The organism is Pseudomonas sp. DF11 (genome assembly GCF_058148565.1).
In genome coordinates, this window is sequence record NZ_JBYVYN010000012.1 from 105468 (window position 1) to 125325 (window position 19858).

Genomic DNA, 19858 nt, shown 5'->3' on the forward strand with positions numbered 1-19858 from the left:
GCCCAGCGGGGATAAATCCCCTCGCCACAAAGGTGTTCGACTTGATTGCTCGCTGGCCCGGTATCAGTTTTCCAGCGTCGGCACCTTGCGCGGCGCCATGAAGTACAGCCAGGTCAGGGCAATGAAGTACATCGCCGGAATCAGCGTGAACAGCACGGTGTAGTTGTTATTGGTGATCGTCAGGATGTGGCCCACCAGTTGGGTCATGAACATCCCGCCGATGGCCGCGCACATGCCGCCGAAGCCGAACACCGTGCTCATCATGTGCTTGGGCGTGTAATCCATCACCAGGCTCCAGATGTTGGCGGTCCAGGCCTGATGCGCACCGATGGCCAGGGAAATGGCAAACACCGCCATCCACAGGTTGCTTGCGCCGGCCGCCATGATCACGCCGATGATGCAGCAGGCGAACAGCAGCATGGACACCAGTCGCGCCTTGATCGGATTGAGGCCGCGACCGATCAGGAACGAAGACAGGATGCCGCCGCCCACACTGCCGAAGTCGGCGGTGAGGTAGATGATGATCAACGGGATGCCCATCTGGGTCACGTTGATGCCCAGGTTGTATTGCTGGTTCAGGAACGGCGGCAGCCAATACAGGTAGAACCAGAACACCGGGGCGGTGATCGAGTAGGCCAGGGCGAAGGCCCAGGTGCCCCGCATGCGCAGGATGCGGGAGAAGGGTACGCGGACCTGGTCCGGTTCGTCCTGGGCCTGGATGTAGTCCAGTTCCGACTGTTTGACGCTGGGGTGGTCTTCCGGGTTGAAGTATTTCAGGCCCCAGAACAGCAGCCAGACGCCGCCCAGCGCGGACATGCACAGGAACGCCGCCTGCCAGCCCCATACGTGCAGGATCAGCGGCAGCAGCATCGGGGTGAACATCGCGCCGACGTTGGTCCCGGCGTTGAAGATACCGGTGGCCACCGCCCGCTCACCGGCCGGGAACCACAGCCGCGTGGTCTTCACGCAGGCCGGGTAGTTGGCGGCCTCGGTCAGGCCCAGGATAAAACGGCAGACCATGAAGCCCACCGCCGAGGTCGCCAGGCCGTGGGCACCGGTCGCCAGGCTCCAGAGCAGCACGGCGCAGAAGAACACGCGCTTGACGCCGATCCGGTCGATCAGCCGCCCTTGCAGCACGAAGCCGACGGCATAACCGACCTGGAACCAGAAGTTGATGTTGGCGTAATCCATCGCCGTCCAGCTCATCTCCTTGGCAAGGATCGGCTGCATCACGCCCAGGGCGGCGCGGTCGATGTAGTTCAGGGTGGTGGCAAAAAACACCAGGGCGAGCATGCCCCAACGGGTCTTGCCTACGGCCATGGCGCCGCGGATCTTGTCACCGATGCCACTGGTCGAGACACCCAGGCCGGGGGCCAGGCGGGAGCTTTGGGAAGGAATCATAGCGGGTACCCGTTTTTGAAATTCTTATGGTTGGTCTGGGTCTGTCCATTGATGCCGGCGGCCAGGGCCTGCGTCAATGTGGAAGCGATGGTGCGCAGTGAGCAAAAAATCGTCAATTCGACAATCGGCATTTTGTTCGATAATCGCCCAAAAAACTAACCGGATGGTACATATTAAATTGCTGAAAGAAACCGGCAGCTCAATAATCGGCTGACTCTTTAAAAAGCGGCGCACCTTTTGTAGCCGATGCCTGTCCCGGGAGCCGAAGTCATGCAGCGTTCCATTGCCACCGTATCCTTGAGCGGTACCTTGCCGGAAAAACTCGAAGCCATTGCCGCCGCCGGTTTTGATGGGGTGGAAATTTTCGAGAACGACCTTCTCTATTACGATGGCAGCCCTCGGGAAATCAGGCAGATGTGCGCCGACCTGGGCATTGCCATCACCTTGTTCCAACCGTTTCGTGACTTCGAAGGCTGCCGCCGCGATCGCCTGGCGCGCAACCTGGAGCGGGCCGAGCGCAAGTTCGACCTGATGCAGGAGCTGGGCACCGACCTGGTGCTGGTGTGTAGCAATGCCTCGGCCGACAGCGTCGGTGACGAACAGATTCTGATCGATGACTTGCGCTTGCTGGCCGAACGGGCCGGTGCGCGGGGCTTGCGCATCGGTTATGAGGCGCTGGCCTGGGGCCGGCACGTGAATACGTATCAACAGGTCTGGAACATTGTGCGTCAGGCCGATCATCCCAGCCTCGGCGTGTTGCTCGACAGTTTCCATACCTTGTCCCTCAAGGGCGATCCGAGTGCGATTGCCGAGATTCCCGGCGAGAAGATTTTCTTCGTGCAAATGGCCGACGCGCCGATCCTGGCGATGGACGTGCTGGAGTGGAGCCGGCATTTCCGTTGCTTCCCCGGACAGGGCGAATTCGACTTGCCGGGTTTCCTGGCGCCGATCATCAAGAGTGGCTACACCGGGCCGTTGTCCCTGGAGATTTTCAACGACGGCTTCCGCGCCGCGCCGCCACGGGCCAATGCTGCCGACGGTCTGCGCTCGCTGCTGTACCTGGAAGAAAAGACCCGCCAGCGCCTGGCCGAAGAAGCGCCGTCCACCGGCAATGCCGATATCCTTTTCGCCACACCGCCGGCCAGCGAATACAACGGTATCGAGTTTCTCGAGTTCGCCGTGGACGATAACCTCGGCGCCAAGCTGTCCCACTGGCTGGAACGGCTGGGGTTCGTCAAGGCCGGCCAGCATCGCTCCAAGAACGTGAGCCTGCTGCGCCAGGGCGATATCAACCTGATCCTCAACACTGAGCCGTATTCCTTCGCCCACAGCTTTTTCGAAGCCCACGGACCGTCGTTGTGCGCCACTGCCGTGCGGGTGAAAAACAGCGCCAGTGCCCTGGAACGGGCGGTCGCCTACAAGGGCCAGCCCTATCGCGGGTTGGTGGGCCCCAACGAACTGGAGCTGGCGGCGGTGCGCGCGCCGGACGGCAGCCTGATCTACCTGGTGGATCAGGAAGCCGATGTCTATGGCACCGATTTCAACTTGCAGCCCGGCGCTGTCATCGGCGCCGGGCTCAAGCGCATCGACCACATGGCGATGGCGCTGCCGGCCGATAGCCTCGACAGTTGGGTGCTGTTCTACAAGAGCCTGCTGGATTTCGAGGCCGACGACGAAGTCGTCTTGCCCGACCCTTATGGCCTGGTAAAAAGCCGTGCGCTGCGTAGCCGCTGCAGTTCGATCCGACTGCCGCTGAACATTTCCGAGAACCGCAACACCGCGATCTCACATGCGCTGTCGAGTTATCGCGGCTCCGGCGTGCATCACATCGCCTTCGACTGCGACGACATCTTCGCCCAGGTCAGTCGTGCCAAGGAAGCTGGCGTACCGTTGCTGGACATCCCGCTCAACTACTACGACGACCTGGCGGCGCGGTTCGATTTCGACGATGAGTTTCTCAGCGAGCTGGCGTATTTCAACGTGCTGTACGATCGTGATGCCCAGGGCGGCGAGTTGTTTCACGTCTACACCGAGCCGTTCGAGGGGCGATTTTTCTTTGAAATCATCCAGCGCAAGAACGGTTACGCCGGTTACGGCGCGGCCAACGTCGCGGTGCGGCTGGCGGCCATGGCCAAGTCCCGCAGCGGTGGTTTGCGGCACGCCAAGTTGTAGGGAAATCGTAAATGCGGCGGTAAAGGGCAATGCCGTGGCTTCCTTCACTGCACGGTGCGGCCCATAATCGCCAGCCTGTGCAGTGATGGCCGTGAGCCCCGCAATGACTATGAATCCAGAGCTTTCCGCAGCGCTCGACGAACCCGTCGCCACGCCGCGCAAGAGTCGCAAGAACAACCCGGAGAAAACCCGGGAGAACATTCTTCAGGAAGCCATCGTCGAGTTCGTCCAGCAGGGCCTGTCCGGTGCCCGGGTCGACGCTATCGCTGAGCGCATCCACACTTCCAAGCGCATGATCTATTACTACTTCGGCAGCAAGGAGCAGTTGTACGTCGAGGTGTTGGAAAAACTCTATGGGGACATCCGTAATACCGAGAGCCGCCTGCACTTGGCGGAGCTGGCCCCGGTCGACGCGATCCGGCGCCTGGTGGAGTTCACCTTCGACCACCACGACCGCAATGTGGATTTCGTGCGCATCGTCTGTATCGAAAACATCCACAACGCCGAATACGTCAAGCAATCCAGCGCGATCAAGGCGATGACCAGTACCATCCTCGATTCCCTGGGCGTGATCCTGCGTCGCGGCGCTGAAGAGGGCGTGTTCCGTCCTGATCTCCAACCCCTGGACGTGCACTTGCTCATCAGTTCTTTCTGCTTTTACCGTGTGTCCAACCGCCAGACGTTCGGCGAGATCTTTCAGATCGACCTGTCGGACGAAGCGATCAAGCAGCGGCATCGCGAGATGGTTTGTGAGTCGGTGTTGCGGTATCTGCAGCCCTGAATCTGAAATCCTTGTGGGAGCGAGCCTGCTCGCGATAGCGGTGGATCAGCAATGTTGACGTGACTGACATACCGCTATCGCGAGCCGGCTCGCTCCCACAGGGAGTTATCACCAGGTTTTAGTGATTCATGCTCTGGAAATGCGCCAGCATCCGCTGCGCATCCGGCGCCACGCCGCTGAACAGTTCGAACGCCTTCACCGCTTGGAACACAGCCATGTTGCCGCCGTCCAGTGTGCGGCAGCCGAGGGCGCGGGCGTTGCGCAGCAGTTCGGTTTCCAGTGGGAAGTAGACGATTTCCGCGACCCACAACTCGCCCCGCAACAGCTCGACCGGCACCGGCATGCCCGGCAGTTTTGCCATGCCCATGGGCGTGGTGTTCACCAGGCCGTCGGCATCGGCCATGGCGCTGGCCAAGTCATGCCCGGCCCGGGCGCGGCCTGCGCCGAAGTGTTGGTTCAGGTTGTTTGCCAGGGCCTCGGCGCGGCTGACTTCGACGTCAAAAATGCTCAGCGTCTGTACGCCTTCTGCCAGTAGCGCGTGGGCAACCGCCGCGCCAGCACCACCGGCACCCATCTGGACCACGCGTTGGCGCGCCACATCTCCCAGGCCGCGCCGAAAACCCTCGGCGAAGCCCAGGCAGTCGGTGTTGTGGCCAATGCGTTTGCCATCCTTGAGCACCACGGTATTCACCGCGCCGATGCCCCGGGCCTCGGGAGACAGCTCGTCCAGCAATGGGATGATCGCCTGCTTGCAGGGAAAGGTGATGTTCAGGCCGGTGAAGTCCATGCGCTCGGCGGCCTTGAGCAAATCGGGCAGGGCGCCGCTGTCGAGTTTCAGCGCGTCGAGGTCGATCAGCCGATAGAGATAGCGCATGCCCTGGGCATCGCCTTCGTGCTCGTGCAGCGCTGGCGTGCGAGACGCCTGTATGCCCGCGCCGATCAGGCCGGCCAGCACAGTGATATTCGACATGCTCATCAACCCTTCAACCGCTGACTGAAATGTTCCAGGGCCATGCGATAACCATGGCTGCCAAACCCACACATCACGCCGATGGCGACGGATGAGACGAAGGAGTGGTGGCGAAAGGTTTCCCGGGCGTGGACGTTGGACAGGTGGACTTCGATGACCGGCACTTCGCTCGCCACCAAGGCGTCGCGGATTGCCACCGAGGTGTGGGTCCAGGCTGCCGGGTTGATGACGATGCCGGCACATCGGCCGCGTGCGCCATGTACCCAGTCGAGCAGCTCGCTTTCCTGGTTGGTCTGGCGAAACTCCACCGCCAGGCCGAGTTCTTCAGCGGCGCGACCGCACAGTGCCGAGATGTCGGCGAGGGTTTCGTGGCCATAAGTCGCTGGCTCGCGGGTGCCGAGCAGGTTCAGGTTCGGGCCGTTGAGCACCAGAACGATCGGAGGCATCGCAATTTCTCCACATTTTTATTGTTGGTATCGGCCAGGGTTCAGCCGCTGGAGATAAATTGTACTAGATGGTTAATTTGGTCAAACAAAGCAGCCGACATCAGCCAATAAGTGTTCGATGATCGAACACTGCCACGGTTCGAGATATAGGGGAGGGGCAATTGTGGCGAGGGGATTTATCCCCGCTCGAGTGCGCAGCGCTCGCAAGATGCCAGAGAAGAAAGAGCAAAGGGCTGCTTCGCAGCCCAGCGGGGATAAATCCCCTCGCCACAGGGTAATTCTTCACCCCAAAAGAGGGGACTCAGCGCCGCGTCAGCAACACCCCGGACTCCATGTGATGGGTCCACGGGAATTGATCGAACATCGCGCAGCGGGTGATGCGGTGGGTGTCGTGCAGTTGCGCGATGTTGGCGGCGAGGGTTTGCGGGTTGCACGAGATGTAGAGGATGTTCTCGAAACGCCGGGTCAGCTCGCAGGTGTCCGGGTCCATGCCGGCGCGCGGTGGGTCGACGAAGACGCTACCGAATTCGTAGCTCTTGAGATCGATACCGTGCAAGCGACGGAACGGCCGGACTTCGTTCAGGGCTTCGGTCAGTTCTTCGGCGGACAGACGCACCAGCGTGACGTTATCCACAGCATTTTCGCTGAGGTTGCTCAGCGCGGCATTCACCGAGGTCTTGCTGATTTCGGTGGCCAACACTTTGCGTACGCGAGTGGCCAGGGGCAGGGTGAAGTTGCCGTTGCCGCAGTACAACTCCAGCAGATCGTCGTTGCGCTCACCCAGCGCTTCATACGCCCAGTTGAGCATCTTCTGGTTCACCGTGCCGTTGGGCTGGGTGAAGGCGCCTTCGGGTTGGCGGTAGCTGAAGGTGCGGCCGCCGACGTCGAGTTTCTCCACCACGTAGTCATGGCCGATCACTTCGCGCTTGCCCTTGGAGCGACCGATGATGCTCACGCCCAGGTCGCTCGCCAGTTTCGTGGCCGCTGCGTGCCAGTGTTCATCCAGCGGGCGGTGATAGCACAGGGTGATCATCGCATCGCCCGCCAGGGTGGTCAGGAACTCCACCTGGAACAGCTTGTGGCTCAAGGGCGCGCTGGCCTGCCAGGCGGCCTTGAGCTGCGGCATCAACTGGTTGATGCGCAGGCTGGCGATGGGGAACTCTTCGATGAGGATCGGCGTGCGCTTGTCGTCCTGGGAGAACATCGCGTAATGCCGTTCGCCGGCCTCGCGCCACAGGCGGAATTCGGCGCGCAGGCGGAAGTTCTTCAAGGGCGAATCGAACACCGCGGGTTCCGGTGCATCGAACGGAGCCAACAGGTCACGCAAGCGAGTGACCTTGTCTTGAAGCTGAGCGGCGTAAGCCTGGGAATCAAAAATCATGCGTTGAACCAACCCAACTTGATCACGAACAGAATCGACAGGATGACCAGCGCCGGGTTCAGCTCACGGCCACGACCAGACACCAGTTTGATGGCGGTCCAGGCAATGAAACCGAAGGCGATGCCGTTGGCGATGGAATAGGTGAAGGGCATCGCCAGGGCGGTGATCACCACGGGGGCGGCGACGGTGATGTCGTCCCAGTCGATTTCCGCCAGGCCCGAGGTCATCAGCACGGCGACGAACAGCAAGGCCGGCGCGGTGGCGAAAGGCGGGACACTGGCGGCCAGTGGCGAGAAGAACAGCGCCAGCAGGAACAGGATCGCCACCACGATGGCGGTCAGGCCGGTGCGGCCGCCGGCGCTGACGCCCGCTGCCGATTCGATGTAGCTGGTGGTGGTGGAGGTGCCCAGCAGTGAACCGGCCATGGCGGCGGTGCTGTCGGCGATCAGCGCGCGGCCCATCTTCGGCATGTGGCCGTCCTTGCCCATCAGCCCGGCGCGCTTGGCGACGCCGATCAGGGTGCCGGAGTTGTCGAACAGGTCGACGAACAGGAAGGCGAAGATCACGCTCACCAGGCCAATGTCCAGAGCGCCCTTGATGTCCAGTTGCAGGAAGGTTGGGGCCAGGGACGGTGGTGCGGAAATAATGCCGCCAAACGGGGTGAAGCCCATCAGGATCGAGACGATGGTGACCGCCAGGATGCCGATCAGCACCGCGCCGCGGACTTTCAGCGCTTCGAGGGCGACGATCAGGATGAAACCAAGGGTGGCGAGGATTGGCGCCGGCTGTTTCAAGTCACCGAGGCCGACCATGGTCGCCGGGTTTTTCACCACGATGCCGGCATTGTTCAGGGCGATCAGCGCCAGGAACAGGCCGATACCGGCGGCAATGGCCGAACGCAGGGGCAGCGGGATGCTGTTGATGATCCATTCGCGGATGCGGAAGATCGAAAGGATGAAGAACAGCACGGCGGAGATGAACACCGCACCCAGCGCCACTTGCCAGGTGTGGCCCATGTGCAGGACCACGGTGTAGGTGAAGAAGGCGTTCAGGCCCATGCCCGGGGCGAGGGCAATCGGGTAGTTGGCGATCAGGCCCATGACCGTGGAGCCGATGGCCGCCGCCAGGCAGGTGGCGACGAACACCGCGCCTTTGTCCATGCCGGTTTCGCCGAGGATGCTCGGGTTGACGAACAGGATGTAGGCCATGGCCAGGAAGGTCGTGACGCCCGCCAGGATCTCGGTCCGCACGTTGGTGTTATGTGCCTTGAGTTGAAACAGCCTTTCCAGCATGTCTGCTCCCCGTGGCGCGCCCGGCGCCGTGAATGTATCGACCTCAACAGCAAAGCACAGGTCGCCAGCGGCGCCCGGGAATTTTCTGTGGGTCGGAAAAAGCCGCGCATCATACCAGCAGCGTAGCGTTGTGGCTGCGATCGTCGTCGATGTTTTGCCAACGCGCCAAGTGGGCCATACTGCGCGCGGTTCCGGGAGATCTCTATGTATCGCATGAATAAAAAGCTGATGGCGGCAGTGGGCTGCACGCTGGGCCTGTGGTTGCCCGGCCAGGCTGCGAATGCCGCGTCGGCGCCACCGCTGAGTGAGGTCAAGGTGCTCAAGGTCGAGTCGCCGGCCTGTGGCTTCGAAGACATCGCCCAGGGGCAGGAGCAGACCCGTTGCGATCACAGTGGCCCGAATATCAAGGTTTACGTGCTGGAGGTCGGCTATGGCCGTCAACCTCATGTCACCCTGGACGGCTTTGAAGTCGACGGCACCCGTTCGCCGGTGTGTGCGTACAGCAATGGCAATCTCAATGACTGCTCGGCGCGGACCAAAGTCGTGGGCTATTTGTACGTCTTCGACCTGAAGGGTAAGCAAGAGGGGACCTTCAGCTTCAGCAACATCTCGATCAACACACCGGGCAACCGGATGTCGACCCAGCTGTACATTAAATAGCCTGCCGGCATGACAAGCCGAACGCGGTCCGGCAAACCTGACTAGGCTTCAGTAACCACCCAGCGGAGAGCGCCCATGATGCCTGGAACCAAGATGCCTAGAGCCCTGATTGCCGTCGCCGAAGGTGTCGATGACCTGCAGACCGTCACCCTGATCGATGTGCTGCGTCGAGCACAGGTCGAAGTGGTGGTGGCGAGTATCGAAGGGCGGCGGATGCTTACCTGCGCCCGCGGCACGCGCCTGACCGCCGATGGCATGCTGGTGGACATGCTCGTGCAGGATTTCGACCTGATCGTCCTGCCGGGCGGCATTATCGGCGCCCAGCACTTGTCGGCCCACCAGCCTTTGCAACAACTGGTCAAGGACCAGGCTGCCACCGGGCGCTTCTTCGCGGCCATTGCCGAAGCCCCGGCCCTGGTGCTCCAAGCGTTCGGCGTACTGCGCCAGCGGCGCATGACTTGCCTGCCCGCCGTGAGCCAGCAGTTGTCCGGTTGCAACTTCGTCGATCAGCCCGTGGTGGTGGACGGCAATTGCATCACCGCCCAAGGCTCGGCTGCCACCCTGGCATTTGCCTTGACGCTGGTGGAGCAGCTCTGTGGCAAGGGTGTGAGGAGCGTGGTGGCGGCGGAGTTGCTGGCCTGACAGACATCAAGCGTGTTGTGGGAAAGGTTCGATAACAGGCTGCACGCGTTGCTCGGCTTGCCACAAATCGTAGTCGGTCTGGACGCCCAGCCAGACCCTGGCCTTGCCGATCCCGGCACGCTCCAGGCGTACGGCCAGATCAGGACTGACCGGCGCATGACCATGTAATACCCGAGAGAGGTGCGGTCGGGCAAAACCCAGGTGCCGCGCCAGTTCGGTAACCGTGATGCCCAGTTCGGGCAACACATCCAGCCGCAAGGTGTCGCCAGGGTGTGGCGGATTGTGCATGGGCATGTTCCAGCCTCCTGATCAGTGGTAGTCCAGATAATCGACCAGTTCGATATCGGACCCGATGAAACGAAAAATAACCCGCCAATTTCCCGAAACCCCCAGCGACCAGTATCCATCCCGCTCACCCTTGAGCGGATGCAATCGCCATCCGGGAATATCCAAGTCGTTGGCGGCCTGTGCCCTGTCCATGAACTGGAGCATGCGGGCCAGGCGTTTCCCGTGGTCCGCCCGGATGCCACGGGTCGACCCCGTCTCATAAAAGAGCCTGAGGCCTTTGTGCTGGAAGGATTTAATCATGGAAAGGAGTGTAAGGCGATACATTACAGATGGTGCGGTACATATATACCGCACAGACCACTTGAATCCGTGCTTCTTGCCTGGCCACGACGTCGAAATTGCCTTGAACGCTCACCCCACCCAGAAGTCGTACCCCTTATGACGGCGGTTCCCCAAAACGCCGCGAGTACGACCAACCGTGAGGTGTTCCATGAGCGCGACCCTGTCCGAAGCGACGCCGGCATCCTTCGCCCGTCATCCTATCCGTCTGACACTTAATGGCCTGGTGCGTGAACTGCAGGTGTTGCCCTGGACCACGCTGCTGGACCTGCTGCGCGAGCAACTGGACCTGGTGGGCAGCAAGAAAGGCTGCGACCACGGCCAGTGCGGTGCCTGCACGGTGCTGCGCGATGGCAAGCGTATCAACGCCTGCCTGACCCTGGCCGTGATGTGCGACGGCGCCGAGTTGACCACCGTTGAAGGCCTGGCCGGTGACGATGCCTTGCATCCCATGCAGCAGGCTTTCATCACCCATGACGCGTTCCAGTGCGGTTATTGCACGCCGGGGCAGATCTGTTCGGCGGTGGGGCTGGTCAACGAGGGCAGGGCGCAGACCCGCGCAGAGATCAGTGAACTGATGAGCGGCAACCTTTGCCGTTGCGGCGCCTACAACAACATTCGTGATGCCATCGAAGAGGCATTGCCGCTCTGCCAGCAACCGGGAGGTGATCAATGAATCCCTTCCAGTACAGCAAGCCAGACACCGTGCAGGCCGCCGTCGACTTATCGAGCCCGGTGTCACGTTTCATCGCCGGCGGCACCAACCTGCTGGACCTGATGAAAGAAAACCTGACCCGCCCCGAGCACCTGATCGACATTACCGGTCTGCCCCTGGCGGACCTCAGCGAAACCCCTTCCGGTGGGGTGATGGTCGGTGCGCTGGTGAGCAATGCCGACCTGGCCTGGCACCCATGGATCGAACGCCGCTATCCGCTGCTGTCCCAGGCGATCCTGGCCGGCGCCTCGCCGCAGTTGCGCAACATGGCCAGCACCGGCGGTAACCTGCTGCAACGCACCCGCTGCTATTACTTCTATGACGCCAGCGTACCGTGCAACAAACGCCAGCCCGGCAGCGGTTGCCCGGCCCGGAACGGTTTGAACCGGATCCACGCGATTTTCGGCGCTAGCGAACAATGTGTCGCCACCCATCCTTCCGACATGTGCGTGGCCTTGGCGGCCCTGGAAGCGGTGGTCCATGTCCTGGGGCGAGGTGGCGCGCGGACCATCGAGTTCGCCGACTTCCATCGCCTGCCCGGCGATGCCCCGGAACGGGATAACCAGTTGGCCGATGATGAGTTGATCACCGCCATCGAGTTGCCTGCCGCCGGTTTTGCCGACCATAGCCACTACCTGAAGATCCGTGACCGCGCCTCCTACGCTTTTGCGCTGGTTTCGGTGGCGGCGGCACTGGAGCTGGATGGGCCGGTGATCCGCCAGGCGCGCCTGGCCCTTGGTGGCGTGGCGCACAAACCCTGGCGCGACCGGGCTGTGGAGAGCTGGCTGGCCGGACAGACTGTCAGCCGCGAAACCTTCACTGCCGCCGCCGATGCGCTGCTGCAAAACGCCGAGCCGTTGGAGCACAACGGTTTCAAGGTCCGATTGGCGCGCCGAGCGATTGTCCGCGCCTTGAGTGATGCCGCATTGGGTTGCGCATCGCAGGGAGGACACGCCTGATGAACGCTTCGAGCAAATCCATAGGGCAGCCACTGGACCGGGTCGATGGCCTGCTCAAGGTCACGGGCCAGGCCCGTTATGCCGGTGAATACCCCGAGGCTGGCCTGCTGCATGGCAGCGTCGTGTCCGGCACTATCGCGCGCGGCCGCGTGTTGCGCATCGATGCCTCCCGAGCCCTGGCGCTACCCGGTGTGGTCGCCATCATCGATCACACCAATCGGCCGAGGATCGCCAGCTACGATGAGCCCTATCAGGATGCCGATGCGGCGGACGGCTCGCCATTCCGGCCGCTGTACGACGACCACGTGCTCTACAGCGGCCAGCCATTGGCCCTGGTAGTTGCGGAAAACCTTGAGCTGGCCCGGTATGCCGGTTCGCTGGTTGAAATCGAATACGAGGCCCAGGAACATCAGACCGATCTGATCACCCTGCAAAACGACGCCCATCCGGCACCGGCCGAACTGCCCAAGCCCCGTGGGAATTTTCAGGGCGAGTACGCCAGCGCCGCGCTCAGCGTGGATGTGTCCTACAGCACGCCGATTGAACACCACAACCCGATGGAGCCACACGCCTCCACCGTGCTGTATCAACCTGATGGCAGCCTGCACATCCACGACAAGACCCAAGGCACGCAAAACTGCCAGGCCTATGTGCAAAAAGTGTTCGGGCTGGAGAAAGAGCAGGTGCGAGTGTTTGCCGCGTTTGTCGGCGGCGCCTTCGGTTCCGGGCTGCGCCCGCAGTACCAATTACCTTTGGCGGTGATGGCGGCACTGGCCCTCAAGCGCTCCGTGCGGGTCAGCCTGACGCGCCAACAGATGTTTACCTTTGGCTATCGGCCGCGAACCCTCCAGCGCGTGCAACTGGGGGCGGCGGCCAACGGTCGCTTGCTGGCCGTGGCGCACACCGCCGTCGGCCAGACCTCGCGCTTCGAGGATTTCACCGAACACGTGGTGGAGTGGAGCGGCATGCTCTATCACTGCGATAACGTTGAGTTGACCTACAAGCTGGTGCCCCTGGACGTCTACACGCCCCTGGACATGCGCGCGCCTGGCGCGGCCCTGGGCTTGATTGGCCTGGAATGCGCCATGGATGAACTGGCCTGCGCCCTGGCCATCGATCCGGTGCAATTGCGGTTGATCAACTACGCCGAACGCAACGAGAACGAAGGCAAGCCGTATTCCAGCAAAGAGTTGCGCGAGTGTTATGCCCAAGGCGCCCGTCGTTTCGGCTGGGACAAGCGCAACCCGGAACCGCGCAGCATGCGTGAAGGGCGGCAACTGGTGGGTTGGGGCATGGCCGGTGGTGTATGGGAGGCCATGCAGCAGAAGGCCAGCGCCCGGGCCTCGCTGGACCTCGATGGCAAGCTGACTGTCAGCAGCGCCACCACGGATATCGGCACCGGGACCTACACGGTCATGACCCAGATCGCCGCCGAGGCGTGCGGCGTTGCCCTTGAGGACGTCACGTTTGTCCTGGGTGATTCGTCGCTGCCCACCGCGCCGTTGCAGGGCGGTTCGTTCACGGTTTCGTCGGTGGGCACCGCCGTGCAGCAAACCTGTGAAGCGCTGAAGGAAAAACTCCTGGCCGTGGCTCGCCAGGCGTGTCCGGCCTTCGGTGGCGCGACCCTTGAACAAGTGACGTTTGTGGACGGCCAACTGCGGCTTGGCGACGCGAGCGTTGCATTGGCGGAGTTGGCGCAGAAAAGCGGCGAGACCCCGTTGCAAGCCCAAGTCACGGCCAAGCCGGATGAAAAACGCCAGGCCTACGCCACGGCCACGCACTCGGCGGTGTTCGTCGAAGTGCTGGTGGATGAAGACCTGGGGACGGTGAGGGTCAACCGCGTGGTGAGCGCCATCGCCGCCGGCCGGGTCGTCAACCCGAAAACCGCCCGCAGCCAGATTCTCGGTGGCGTGGTATGGGGCGTCGGCATGGCTTTGCACGAAGAAACCCTGACCGATCACACCCTGGGTCGCCACATGAATCACAACCTGGCCGAGTATCACGTGCCGGTCAGTGCCGACATCGGTGACATCGAAGTGATTTTTGTCGAGGAACAGGACGAGATCGTCAACGCCCTCGGGTCCAAGGGCGTCGGTGAAATCGGTGTCGTCGGTGTGGCGGCGGCGGTGGCCAACGCGATCTATCACGCCACCGGTAAACGGGTGCGGGACTTTCCGATCACACTCGACAAGTTGCTTTAGGCTTTTACTGCTTCTGCCGGTTCGTGCATCCGGTCGCGGCTGGCCAGGGTCGGGAACAGTTTGATCCAGGCCCCGGTCACCAGCAGCGTACCGACGCCGCCCATGACCACCGCCGGCACGGTGCCGAACCAGTGGGCGGTGAGGCCGGACTCGAACTCGCCCAGCTGGTTCGAAGCGCCGATGAACAGCCCGTTCACCGCGCTGACCCGGCCACGCATTTCATCCGGTGTTTCCAACTGCACGAAGGAAGCGCGGATGACCATGCTGATCATGTCCGCCGCGCCCAACACCACTAGCACCGCCAGGGAAAACCAGAACGAGGTGGAGAGGCCGAAGGCAATGGTGGCGACGCCGAACACGCCCACCGCAGTGAACATCACTCGGCCGACCTTGCGCTCCACGGCAAACCGCGCCAGCCACAGCGACATCAGCAAGGCCCCGACCGCCGGCGCCGAGCGCAACAGGCCCAGGCCCCAGGGACCGGTGAGCAGGATGTCCTTGGCGAACACCGGCAACAGCGCCGTCGCGCCGCCGAGCAACACCGCGAACAGGTCCAGGGAGATCGCGCCGAGAATGTCCGGGCGACTGCGAATGAAGCGAATCCCGGCCAGCAATGAGTCCAATGTCGCCTTGCCTTTGTTCAGCGGCGTCTGTCGGGCGGGCAGGTTGAGCATCAGGCAACAGGCGATGAGGTAGAGCACCACGGTCGGCCCATACACCCAGATGCTGCCGAAGGCATAGAGCAGGCCGCCGAGTGCCGGGGCGACGATGGTGGCTGATTGCTGGGCCGATTGCGCGGCGGCCACGGCCCGGGGAAACAGGCCCGCCGGCACGATACTGGGCAGCAGCGCCTGGGTGGTGGGCATCTCGAAGGAGCGGGCGGCGCCCAGGAGGAAGGCAAGGATGAAGATCATTTCCCGGGTGACATTGTCGGTGGCGCTGCCGATCACCAGCGCCAGGGCAATCATCGCCTGCAATGACTGGCAGATGGCCGCGACCTTACGCCGGTCATAACGATCAGCCACATGCCCGGTGTGAAGCATGAACAGCACGCGCGGGGCAAACTCCACCAACCCCACCAGGCCCAAGTCGAGGACGTTGCCGGTCAGTTGATAGAGATTCCAGCCAATGGCCACGGTGAGCATCTGGAAACCACTGGCGGTGAATATCCGGGCCAGCCAGAAGGCGATGAAGGGACGATGGTGACGGAGCAGCAGCGGCACTTGGCTGGGCATCTATGACGGGTCCGGTGGTGAAGACCACGAGATTATCACCGAGCTGTAACAGGAAGTTGCGTTGGCTGGAAAAATAGTTAGCCAAACATCGATTTAGATTCCTGGTGATGAGATTTATTGTGGCGAAGGGATTTATCCCTCTGTGGGAGCAAGGCTTGCCCGCGATGAGGGCGACGCGGTCTTTCAGAGATCGAGGTGACTGTTTCGCGAGCAAGCTTTGCTCCCACAGATCAGGGATAAATCCCCTCGCCACAAAAAGACTTCCACCGGCGCCGCGCTCCCGCAACACACTGAGACAACCTGCCACGCGACAAAAGACCACGCCGTTCATCGGCGATAATGCGACTACTCTTTGAACATTGCTTGATCCAGGTCAATACCTCTCGAGGCGTTGGGCTGGCGGCCATCCGGCCAGAGTCCTGCGTTGTGACGGTTATAAAAAGAACGATTTGAAAAGCATCGCACTCCATATCCCTGGGGCTTGTGATGCAGGCCCCGCCCGCAGCCGGTTTTACCTGACAGAGGAAGACTTATGTTCGGTTTGGAGGCGCTCGATCTCGCCCGAATCCAGTTCGCGTTCACCATCTCGTTCCACATCCTGTTCCCGGCCATCACCATTGGCCTGGCGAGTTACCTGGCGGTGCTCGAAGGCCTGTGGCTCAAGACTCGCGACGATACCTATCGCGACTTGTACCACTTCTGGTCGAAGATCTTCGCCGTCAACTTCGGCATGGGCGTGGTGTCCGGATTGGTCATGGCCTATCAGTTCGGCACCAACTGGAGCCGCTTTTCGGACTTCGCCGGGGCGGTGACCGGGCCGCTGCTGACCTACGAAGTGCTCACGGCGTTCTTCCTCGAGGCGGGTTTCCTCGGCGTGATGTTGTTCGGCTGGAATCGCGTTGGCCGTGGCCTGCACTTCTTCTCCACGGTGATGGTGGCGATCGGTACGTTGATCTCGACCTTCTGGATCCTGTCCTCCAACAGCTGGATGCAGACCCCGCAGGGCTACGAAATCATCGACGGCCGGGTGATTCCGGTGGATTGGCTGGCGGTGGTGTTCAACCCCTCGTTCCCCTATCGCCTGCTGCACATGTCCACGGCGGCGTTCGTTGCGACGGCGTTCTTCGTCGGTTCATCGGCGGCCTGGCATCTCTTGCGCGGTCGCGATACCCCGGCCATCCGCCGGATGCTGTCGATGGCGATGTGGATGGCCTTGCTGGTGGCGCCGATCCAGGCGGTCATCGGTGACTTCCACGGCCTGAATACCCTCAAGCATCAACCGGCGAAGATCGCGGCCATCGAAGGCCACTGGGAGAACGTCGGCAACGAGCCGACTCCGCTGATCCTGTTCGGCCTGCCGGACATGAAGGCCGAGAAGACCCGCTTCGCCGTGGAAATCCCCTATCTGGGAAGCTTGATCCTGACTCACAGCCTGGACAAACAGGTGCCGGCCCTCAAGGAGTTCCCTCCTGAGGACCGACCGAACTCGACCATCGTGTTCTGGTCGTTCCGGGTCATGGTGGGCCTTGGATTGCTGATGATTTTCACTGGCCTGTGCAGCCTGTGGCTGCGCCGCAACGATCGGATCTACCAATCACGACCGTTCCTTTACATGGTGCTGTGGATGGGACCGTCCGGGCTGATTGCGATCCTGGCGGGCTGGTTCACCACTGAAATCGGTCGTCAGCCTTGGGTAGTCTACGGCTTGATGCGCACCGCCGACGCTTCCTCCGGCCACAGTTTTGCGCAGATGAGCATCACCCTGGTGCTGTTCGTCGTGGTGTATTTCGCGCTGTTCGGCGCGGGCTTGAGCTACATGATGCGTCTGGTGCGCAAGGGGCCGCAGGTCCACGAAACCGAGCCGAGCGATGGCGGCCCGGGCCAGAAACGTACGCCGGCCCGGCCATTGTCGGCCGCCGATGACGATGTGGACCAAAACGACCGCTCGAACAAGGGGAATTGAGTCATGGGTATTGATCTTCCGCTGATCTGGGCCGTGGTCATCATCTTCGGCATCATGATGTACGTGATCATGGACGGTTTCGACCTGGGGATCGGTATTCTCTTCCCCTTCGTCAAGGGCGAGCGCGACCGCGACGTGATGATGAACACCGTGGCGCCGGTCTGGGACGGTAACGAAACCTGGCTGGTGCTCGGAGGGGCCGGGCTGTTCGGGGCGTTTCCGCTGGCTTATTCGGTAGTGCTTTCGGCGCTGTACCTGCCGTTGATCCTGATGCTCATCGGGTTGATCTTCCGCGGCGTGGCCTTCGAATTCCGCTTCAAGGCCAAGGCCGAGAAGCGCCACCTGTGGGACAAGGCATTCATTGGCGGCTCTCTGACGGCCACTTTCTTCCAGGGGGTGGCGCTGGGGGCGTTCATCGATGGCTTCGAGGTGGTCAATCGCCAGTTCGCTGGTGGCTCCTTGGACTGGTTCACGCCATTCACGGTGTTCTGTGGCCTGGCGTTGATCGCGGCCTATGCCTTGCTCGGCTGCACCTGGCTGATCATGAAGACCGAGGGCAAGCTGCAAGAGCAGATGCATGACCTGGCCCGGCCGCTGGCGTTCGTGGTGTTGGCGGTGATCGGTATCGTCAGCATCTGGACACCGCTGGCCCACGCGGACATCGCGGCCCGCTGGTTCACGTTGCCGAACCTGTTCTGGTTCCTGCCGGTGCCGATCCTGGTGCTGGTGACCATGTACGGCTTGTTCCGCGCGGTGGCGCGCAACGCCAACTACACGCCATTCATCCTGACCCTGGTGTTGATCTTCCTCGGCTACAGCGGCTTGGGCATCAGCTTGTGGCCAAACATCGTGCCACCGTCCATCTCGATCTGGGACGCCTCGTCACCGCCCCAGAGCCAAGGTTTCATGTTGGTCGGCACGCTGTTCATCATTCCGTTGATCCTGGTGTACACCTTCTGGAGCTACTACGTGTTCCGCGGCAAGGTGACCCATGACGACGGTTACCATTGAGGGACGTTGAGCATGGCCAAACCTGACTTGAAAGACATCGAGGCCGCCGAACGCAAGCCGCTATGGCAGCGGCTCGGCTGGTTGGCGCTGATCTGGGCCGGCAGTGTGCTGGCGTTGTTCATCGTCGCCAGCCTGATGCGGATGTTCATGAATGCCGCGGGGCTGACCACCCACTGACTTCCCTGTGGGAGCAAGCGTTGCGCCCACAGGGGACGATTTATTTCCGGGCTTTGAGTATCACGAATTTCGGCGTGGCGGCCACTTGTTCGACGCCTCGGAACAACCGCGCCAGTTTGCTGTGGTAGCCCAGGTGCCGGTTGCCGACGATGTACAGCGCGCCGCCCACTACCAACGCTTCGCGAGCCTGCTGGAACATTCGCCAGGCGAGGAAATCGCCCACCACTTGCTGCTGGTGGAAAGGCGGATTGCACAGCACCACATCCAGCGACTGCGCTTCTTGCCCGGCCAGGCCATCGCCGGCCCGGATGATCGCATCGCGTTCGCCCAGGGCCGCACGCCAGTTTTCGGCGGCCGATTGCACGGCCATGTACGACTCGTCCACCAGGGTGTAGTGGGCCTCGGGGTTTTGCAGGGCACTGGCGATGGCGAGCACGCCGTTGCCGCAGCCCAGGTCTGCGACACGGGCTGTCCCGAGGTTTTTCGGCAGATGTGGCAGGAATGCGCGGGTGCCGATATCCAGGCCTTCGCGGCAGAACACGTTGGCATGGTTGAGCAGTTCGATCTTCGGTTCGTCCAGCCAGTAACGCGTGGGGTAGGGCGATACGCAGGGCGGCTTGGCTTGCGGCGTGGCGATCAACAGGCGGGCTTTTTTCTGCGCCAGGGAGGCCTGCACCGGGCCGATATACCGCTCCAGCAAATCGCCGGCGGCCCGGGGCAGGTGCTTGATCATGGCCCCGGCAATCACCTGGGCGCCTGGTGCCAGTTGGCCTTGCAGGCGAATCAGCTGTTCCTCCAGCAGGGCCAGGGTCTTCGGTACTTTGACCAGGACACGATCGAATGGGCCGGTCGGGGGCTCGCTGGCAGGCAACGTCGGCACCGCATCGAAGGGGCGGCCGTTGCGCACCAGGTTTTTCTCCAGCGCCTGCAATGCCAGGAAGGAATCACTGCTGCTGGTCACTTCGACCTTGCCGGCCAGGCTGGCCGCCAGGGCGCCAAAGCCGTCATTGAGCACCAGGACCCGAGTCTGCACGCTTGGCTGTTGTTCGGCCAGGTACGCGAGCAGGTATTCATCGGCCGCATCAAAGGCTTGCAGTGGTTCGTTCTGCTGTTCGGGTTGGCGGATCAGGTCGAGTTGAGCGAAGGGGCTGTCGAGCAGGGGCATGGCTGGGGACTCTGGAGATCAACGAATGTCCCGCTGCCTGGGGGTAGGTGTCTGTGCGGG

At 62.1% G+C, this 19858-nt stretch carries 19 protein-coding genes; 10 read left to right on the forward strand and 9 right to left on the reverse strand.

Translation table 11 applies throughout. The annotated features are described in order from the left end of the window. Positions 1 to 63: 63 nt before the first annotated feature. Positions 64 to 1401, reverse strand: a complete 1338-nt coding sequence (locus AC30D9_RS26790; protein ID WP_134925915.1) for an MFS transporter — start codon at positions 1399 to 1401, stop codon at positions 64 to 66. 270 nt (positions 1402 to 1671) lie between these two features. On the opposite strand from AC30D9_RS26790, the gene quiC reads away from it, so the two are divergent. Beyond that, positions 1672 to 3573 carry a 3-dehydroshikimate dehydratase QuiC gene (gene quiC, locus AC30D9_RS26795; protein ID WP_134925914.1) on the forward strand — a complete coding sequence of 634 codons (1902 nt, stop codon included), beginning with the start codon at positions 1672 to 1674 and terminating at the stop codon, positions 3571 to 3573. 103 nt (positions 3574 to 3676) lie between these two features. Further along, positions 3677 to 4354: a TetR/AcrR family transcriptional regulator gene (locus tag AC30D9_RS26800; protein WP_134925913.1), complete on the forward strand. Its 678-nt coding sequence runs from the start codon at positions 3677 to 3679 to the stop codon at positions 4352 to 4354. A gap of 118 nt (positions 4355 to 4472) precedes the next feature. On the opposite strand, the gene AC30D9_RS26805 is transcribed toward AC30D9_RS26800, so the two are convergent. From AC30D9_RS26805 to AC30D9_RS26820, 4 genes are all read right to left on the reverse strand, one after another. Then, complete coding sequence (locus AC30D9_RS26805) at positions 4473 to 5324, reverse strand: shikimate dehydrogenase (protein WP_490145198.1); 852 nt, start codon at positions 5322 to 5324, stop codon at positions 4473 to 4475. A 5-nt stretch (positions 5325 to 5329) separates the two neighbouring features. Continuing rightward, positions 5330 to 5770, reverse strand: coding sequence for a type II 3-dehydroquinate dehydratase (aroQ, locus tag AC30D9_RS26810; RefSeq protein WP_307575130.1), 441 nt, complete (start codon positions 5768 to 5770; stop codon positions 5330 to 5332). A gap of 301 nt (positions 5771 to 6071) precedes the next feature. Beyond that, positions 6072 to 7151 (reverse strand): tRNA (uridine(54)-C5)-methyltransferase TrmA, encoded by a 1080-nt coding sequence (trmA, locus tag AC30D9_RS26815; RefSeq protein ID WP_490145199.1) that lies wholly within the window; start codon positions 7149 to 7151, stop codon positions 6072 to 6074. Beyond that, entirely contained in the window at positions 7148 to 8443 is a 1296-nt protein-coding gene (locus tag AC30D9_RS26820; protein WP_490145200.1) for an NCS2 family permease, read from the reverse strand. Before AC30D9_RS26820 ends, trmA begins: the two co-directional genes overlap by 4 nt. Before the next feature lie 204 nt (positions 8444 to 8647). On the opposite strand from AC30D9_RS26820, the gene AC30D9_RS26825 reads away from it, so the two are divergent. Next, positions 8648 to 9103 carry a DUF4879 domain-containing protein gene (locus tag AC30D9_RS26825; RefSeq protein ID WP_490145201.1) on the forward strand — a complete coding sequence of 152 codons (456 nt, stop codon included), beginning with the start codon at positions 8648 to 8650 and terminating at the stop codon, positions 9101 to 9103. Between the two features lie 75 nt (positions 9104 to 9178). After that, positions 9179 to 9745 (forward strand): DJ-1 family glyoxalase III, encoded by a 567-nt coding sequence (locus tag AC30D9_RS26830; protein WP_490145202.1) that lies wholly within the window; start codon positions 9179 to 9181, stop codon positions 9743 to 9745. 6 nt (positions 9746 to 9751) lie between these two features. On the opposite strand, the gene AC30D9_RS26835 is transcribed toward AC30D9_RS26830, so the two are convergent. Both AC30D9_RS26835 and AC30D9_RS26840 read right to left on the reverse strand, forming a co-directional pair. Next, entirely contained in the window at positions 9752 to 10039 is a 288-nt protein-coding gene (locus AC30D9_RS26835; RefSeq protein ID WP_134925908.1) for a HigA family addiction module antitoxin, read from the reverse strand. Between the two features lie 15 nt (positions 10040 to 10054). Next, positions 10055 to 10333: a type II toxin-antitoxin system RelE/ParE family toxin gene (locus tag AC30D9_RS26840; RefSeq protein WP_134925907.1), complete on the reverse strand. Its 279-nt coding sequence runs from the start codon at positions 10331 to 10333 to the stop codon at positions 10055 to 10057. 190 nt (positions 10334 to 10523) lie between these two features. Here AC30D9_RS26840 and AC30D9_RS26845 point away from each other — a divergent pair, with 190 nt between their 5' ends. Genes AC30D9_RS26845 through AC30D9_RS26855 form a run of 3 tightly spaced genes read left to right on the forward strand, consistent with a single transcriptional unit; the run spans position 10524 to position 14247 of the window. Continuing rightward, a complete protein-coding gene (locus AC30D9_RS26845) occupies positions 10524 to 11048 on the forward strand; it encodes a (2Fe-2S)-binding protein (RefSeq protein WP_134925906.1) in 525 nt (174 codons plus the stop codon). After that, positions 11045 to 12046 carry an FAD binding domain-containing protein gene (locus tag AC30D9_RS26850; RefSeq protein WP_490145203.1) on the forward strand — a complete coding sequence of 334 codons (1002 nt, stop codon included), beginning with the start codon at positions 11045 to 11047 and terminating at the stop codon, positions 12044 to 12046. Before AC30D9_RS26845 ends, AC30D9_RS26850 begins: the two co-directional genes overlap by 4 nt. Then, the gene (locus AC30D9_RS26855; protein ID WP_490145204.1) at positions 12046 to 14247 is read left to right on the forward strand and encodes a xanthine dehydrogenase family protein molybdopterin-binding subunit; all 2202 of its coding nucleotides are present in this window, start codon (positions 12046 to 12048) and stop codon (positions 14245 to 14247) included. The genes AC30D9_RS26850 and AC30D9_RS26855 overlap by 1 nt, the downstream gene beginning before the upstream one ends. Here AC30D9_RS26855 and AC30D9_RS26860 read toward each other — a convergent pair. Next, complete coding sequence (locus tag AC30D9_RS26860) at positions 14244 to 15482, reverse strand: MFS transporter (protein ID WP_134925903.1); 1239 nt, start codon at positions 15480 to 15482, stop codon at positions 14244 to 14246. The two genes, AC30D9_RS26855 and AC30D9_RS26860, sit on opposite strands and share 4 nt — an antisense overlap. 532 nt (positions 15483 to 16014) lie before the next feature. Here AC30D9_RS26860 and AC30D9_RS26865 point away from each other — a divergent pair. From AC30D9_RS26865 to AC30D9_RS26875, 3 genes are read left to right on the forward strand one after another with little or no spacing between them, the layout of a single operon-like run. Beyond that, on the forward strand, positions 16015 to 17445 hold the full coding sequence (locus AC30D9_RS26865; RefSeq protein ID WP_134925902.1) for a cytochrome ubiquinol oxidase subunit I: 1431 nt from the start codon (positions 16015 to 16017) through the stop codon (positions 17443 to 17445). 3 nt (positions 17446 to 17448) lie between these two features. Further along, complete coding sequence (cydB, locus tag AC30D9_RS26870; RefSeq protein WP_053125566.1) at positions 17449 to 18456, forward strand: cytochrome d ubiquinol oxidase subunit II; 1008 nt, start codon at positions 17449 to 17451, stop codon at positions 18454 to 18456. Between the two features lie 12 nt (positions 18457 to 18468). Next, the gene (locus tag AC30D9_RS26875; protein WP_003205785.1) at positions 18469 to 18633 is read left to right on the forward strand and encodes a DUF2474 domain-containing protein; all 165 of its coding nucleotides are present in this window, start codon (positions 18469 to 18471) and stop codon (positions 18631 to 18633) included. 40 nt (positions 18634 to 18673) lie between these two features. On the opposite strand, the gene AC30D9_RS26880 is transcribed toward AC30D9_RS26875, so the two are convergent. Beyond that, positions 18674 to 19798 carry a methyltransferase gene (locus AC30D9_RS26880; RefSeq protein ID WP_490145205.1) on the reverse strand — a complete coding sequence of 375 codons (1125 nt, stop codon included), beginning with the start codon at positions 19796 to 19798 and terminating at the stop codon, positions 18674 to 18676. Between the last annotated feature and the right edge of the window lie 60 nt (positions 19799 to 19858).

Coding starts and splice junctions, on each gene's coding strand:
- AC30D9_RS26865 (WP_134925902.1), top strand. CDS start 16,015: ATGTTCGGTTTGGAGGCGCTCGATCTCGCCCGAATCCAGTTCGCGTTC.
- AC30D9_RS26860 (WP_134925903.1), bottom strand. CDS start 15,482: ATGCCCAGCCAAGTGCCGCTGCTGCTCCGTCACCATCGTCCCTTCATC.
- AC30D9_RS26835 (WP_134925908.1), bottom strand. CDS start 10,039: ATGCCCATGCACAATCCGCCACACCCTGGCGACACCTTGCGGCTGGAT.
- AC30D9_RS26845 (WP_134925906.1), top strand. CDS start 10,524: ATGAGCGCGACCCTGTCCGAAGCGACGCCGGCATCCTTCGCCCGTCAT.
- AC30D9_RS26840 (WP_134925907.1), bottom strand. CDS start 10,333: ATGATTAAATCCTTCCAGCACAAAGGCCTCAGGCTCTTTTATGAGACG.
- AC30D9_RS26800 (WP_134925913.1), top strand. CDS start 3,677: ATGACTATGAATCCAGAGCTTTCCGCAGCGCTCGACGAACCCGTCGCC.
- AC30D9_RS26830 (WP_490145202.1), top strand. CDS start 9,179: ATGATGCCTGGAACCAAGATGCCTAGAGCCCTGATTGCCGTCGCCGAA.
- AC30D9_RS26880 (WP_490145205.1), bottom strand. CDS start 19,798: ATGCCCCTGCTCGACAGCCCCTTCGCTCAACTCGACCTGATCCGCCAA.
- aroQ (WP_307575130.1), bottom strand. CDS start 5,770: ATGCCTCCGATCGTTCTGGTGCTCAACGGCCCGAACCTGAACCTGCTC.
- trmA (WP_490145199.1), bottom strand. CDS start 7,151: ATGATTTTTGATTCCCAGGCTTACGCCGCTCAGCTTCAAGACAAGGTC.
- AC30D9_RS26790 (WP_134925915.1), bottom strand. CDS start 1,401: ATGATTCCTTCCCAAAGCTCCCGCCTGGCCCCCGGCCTGGGTGTCTCG.
- quiC (WP_134925914.1), top strand. CDS start 1,672: ATGCAGCGTTCCATTGCCACCGTATCCTTGAGCGGTACCTTGCCGGAA.
- AC30D9_RS26855 (WP_490145204.1), top strand. CDS start 12,046: ATGAACGCTTCGAGCAAATCCATAGGGCAGCCACTGGACCGGGTCGAT.
- AC30D9_RS26805 (WP_490145198.1), bottom strand. CDS start 5,324: ATGTCGAATATCACTGTGCTGGCCGGCCTGATCGGCGCGGGCATACAG.
- cydB (WP_053125566.1), top strand. CDS start 17,449: ATGGGTATTGATCTTCCGCTGATCTGGGCCGTGGTCATCATCTTCGGC.
- AC30D9_RS26820 (WP_490145200.1), bottom strand. CDS start 8,443: ATGCTGGAAAGGCTGTTTCAACTCAAGGCACATAACACCAACGTGCGG.
- AC30D9_RS26825 (WP_490145201.1), top strand. CDS start 8,648: ATGTATCGCATGAATAAAAAGCTGATGGCGGCAGTGGGCTGCACGCTG.
- AC30D9_RS26875 (WP_003205785.1), top strand. CDS start 18,469: ATGGCCAAACCTGACTTGAAAGACATCGAGGCCGCCGAACGCAAGCCG.
- AC30D9_RS26850 (WP_490145203.1), top strand. CDS start 11,045: ATGAATCCCTTCCAGTACAGCAAGCCAGACACCGTGCAGGCCGCCGTC.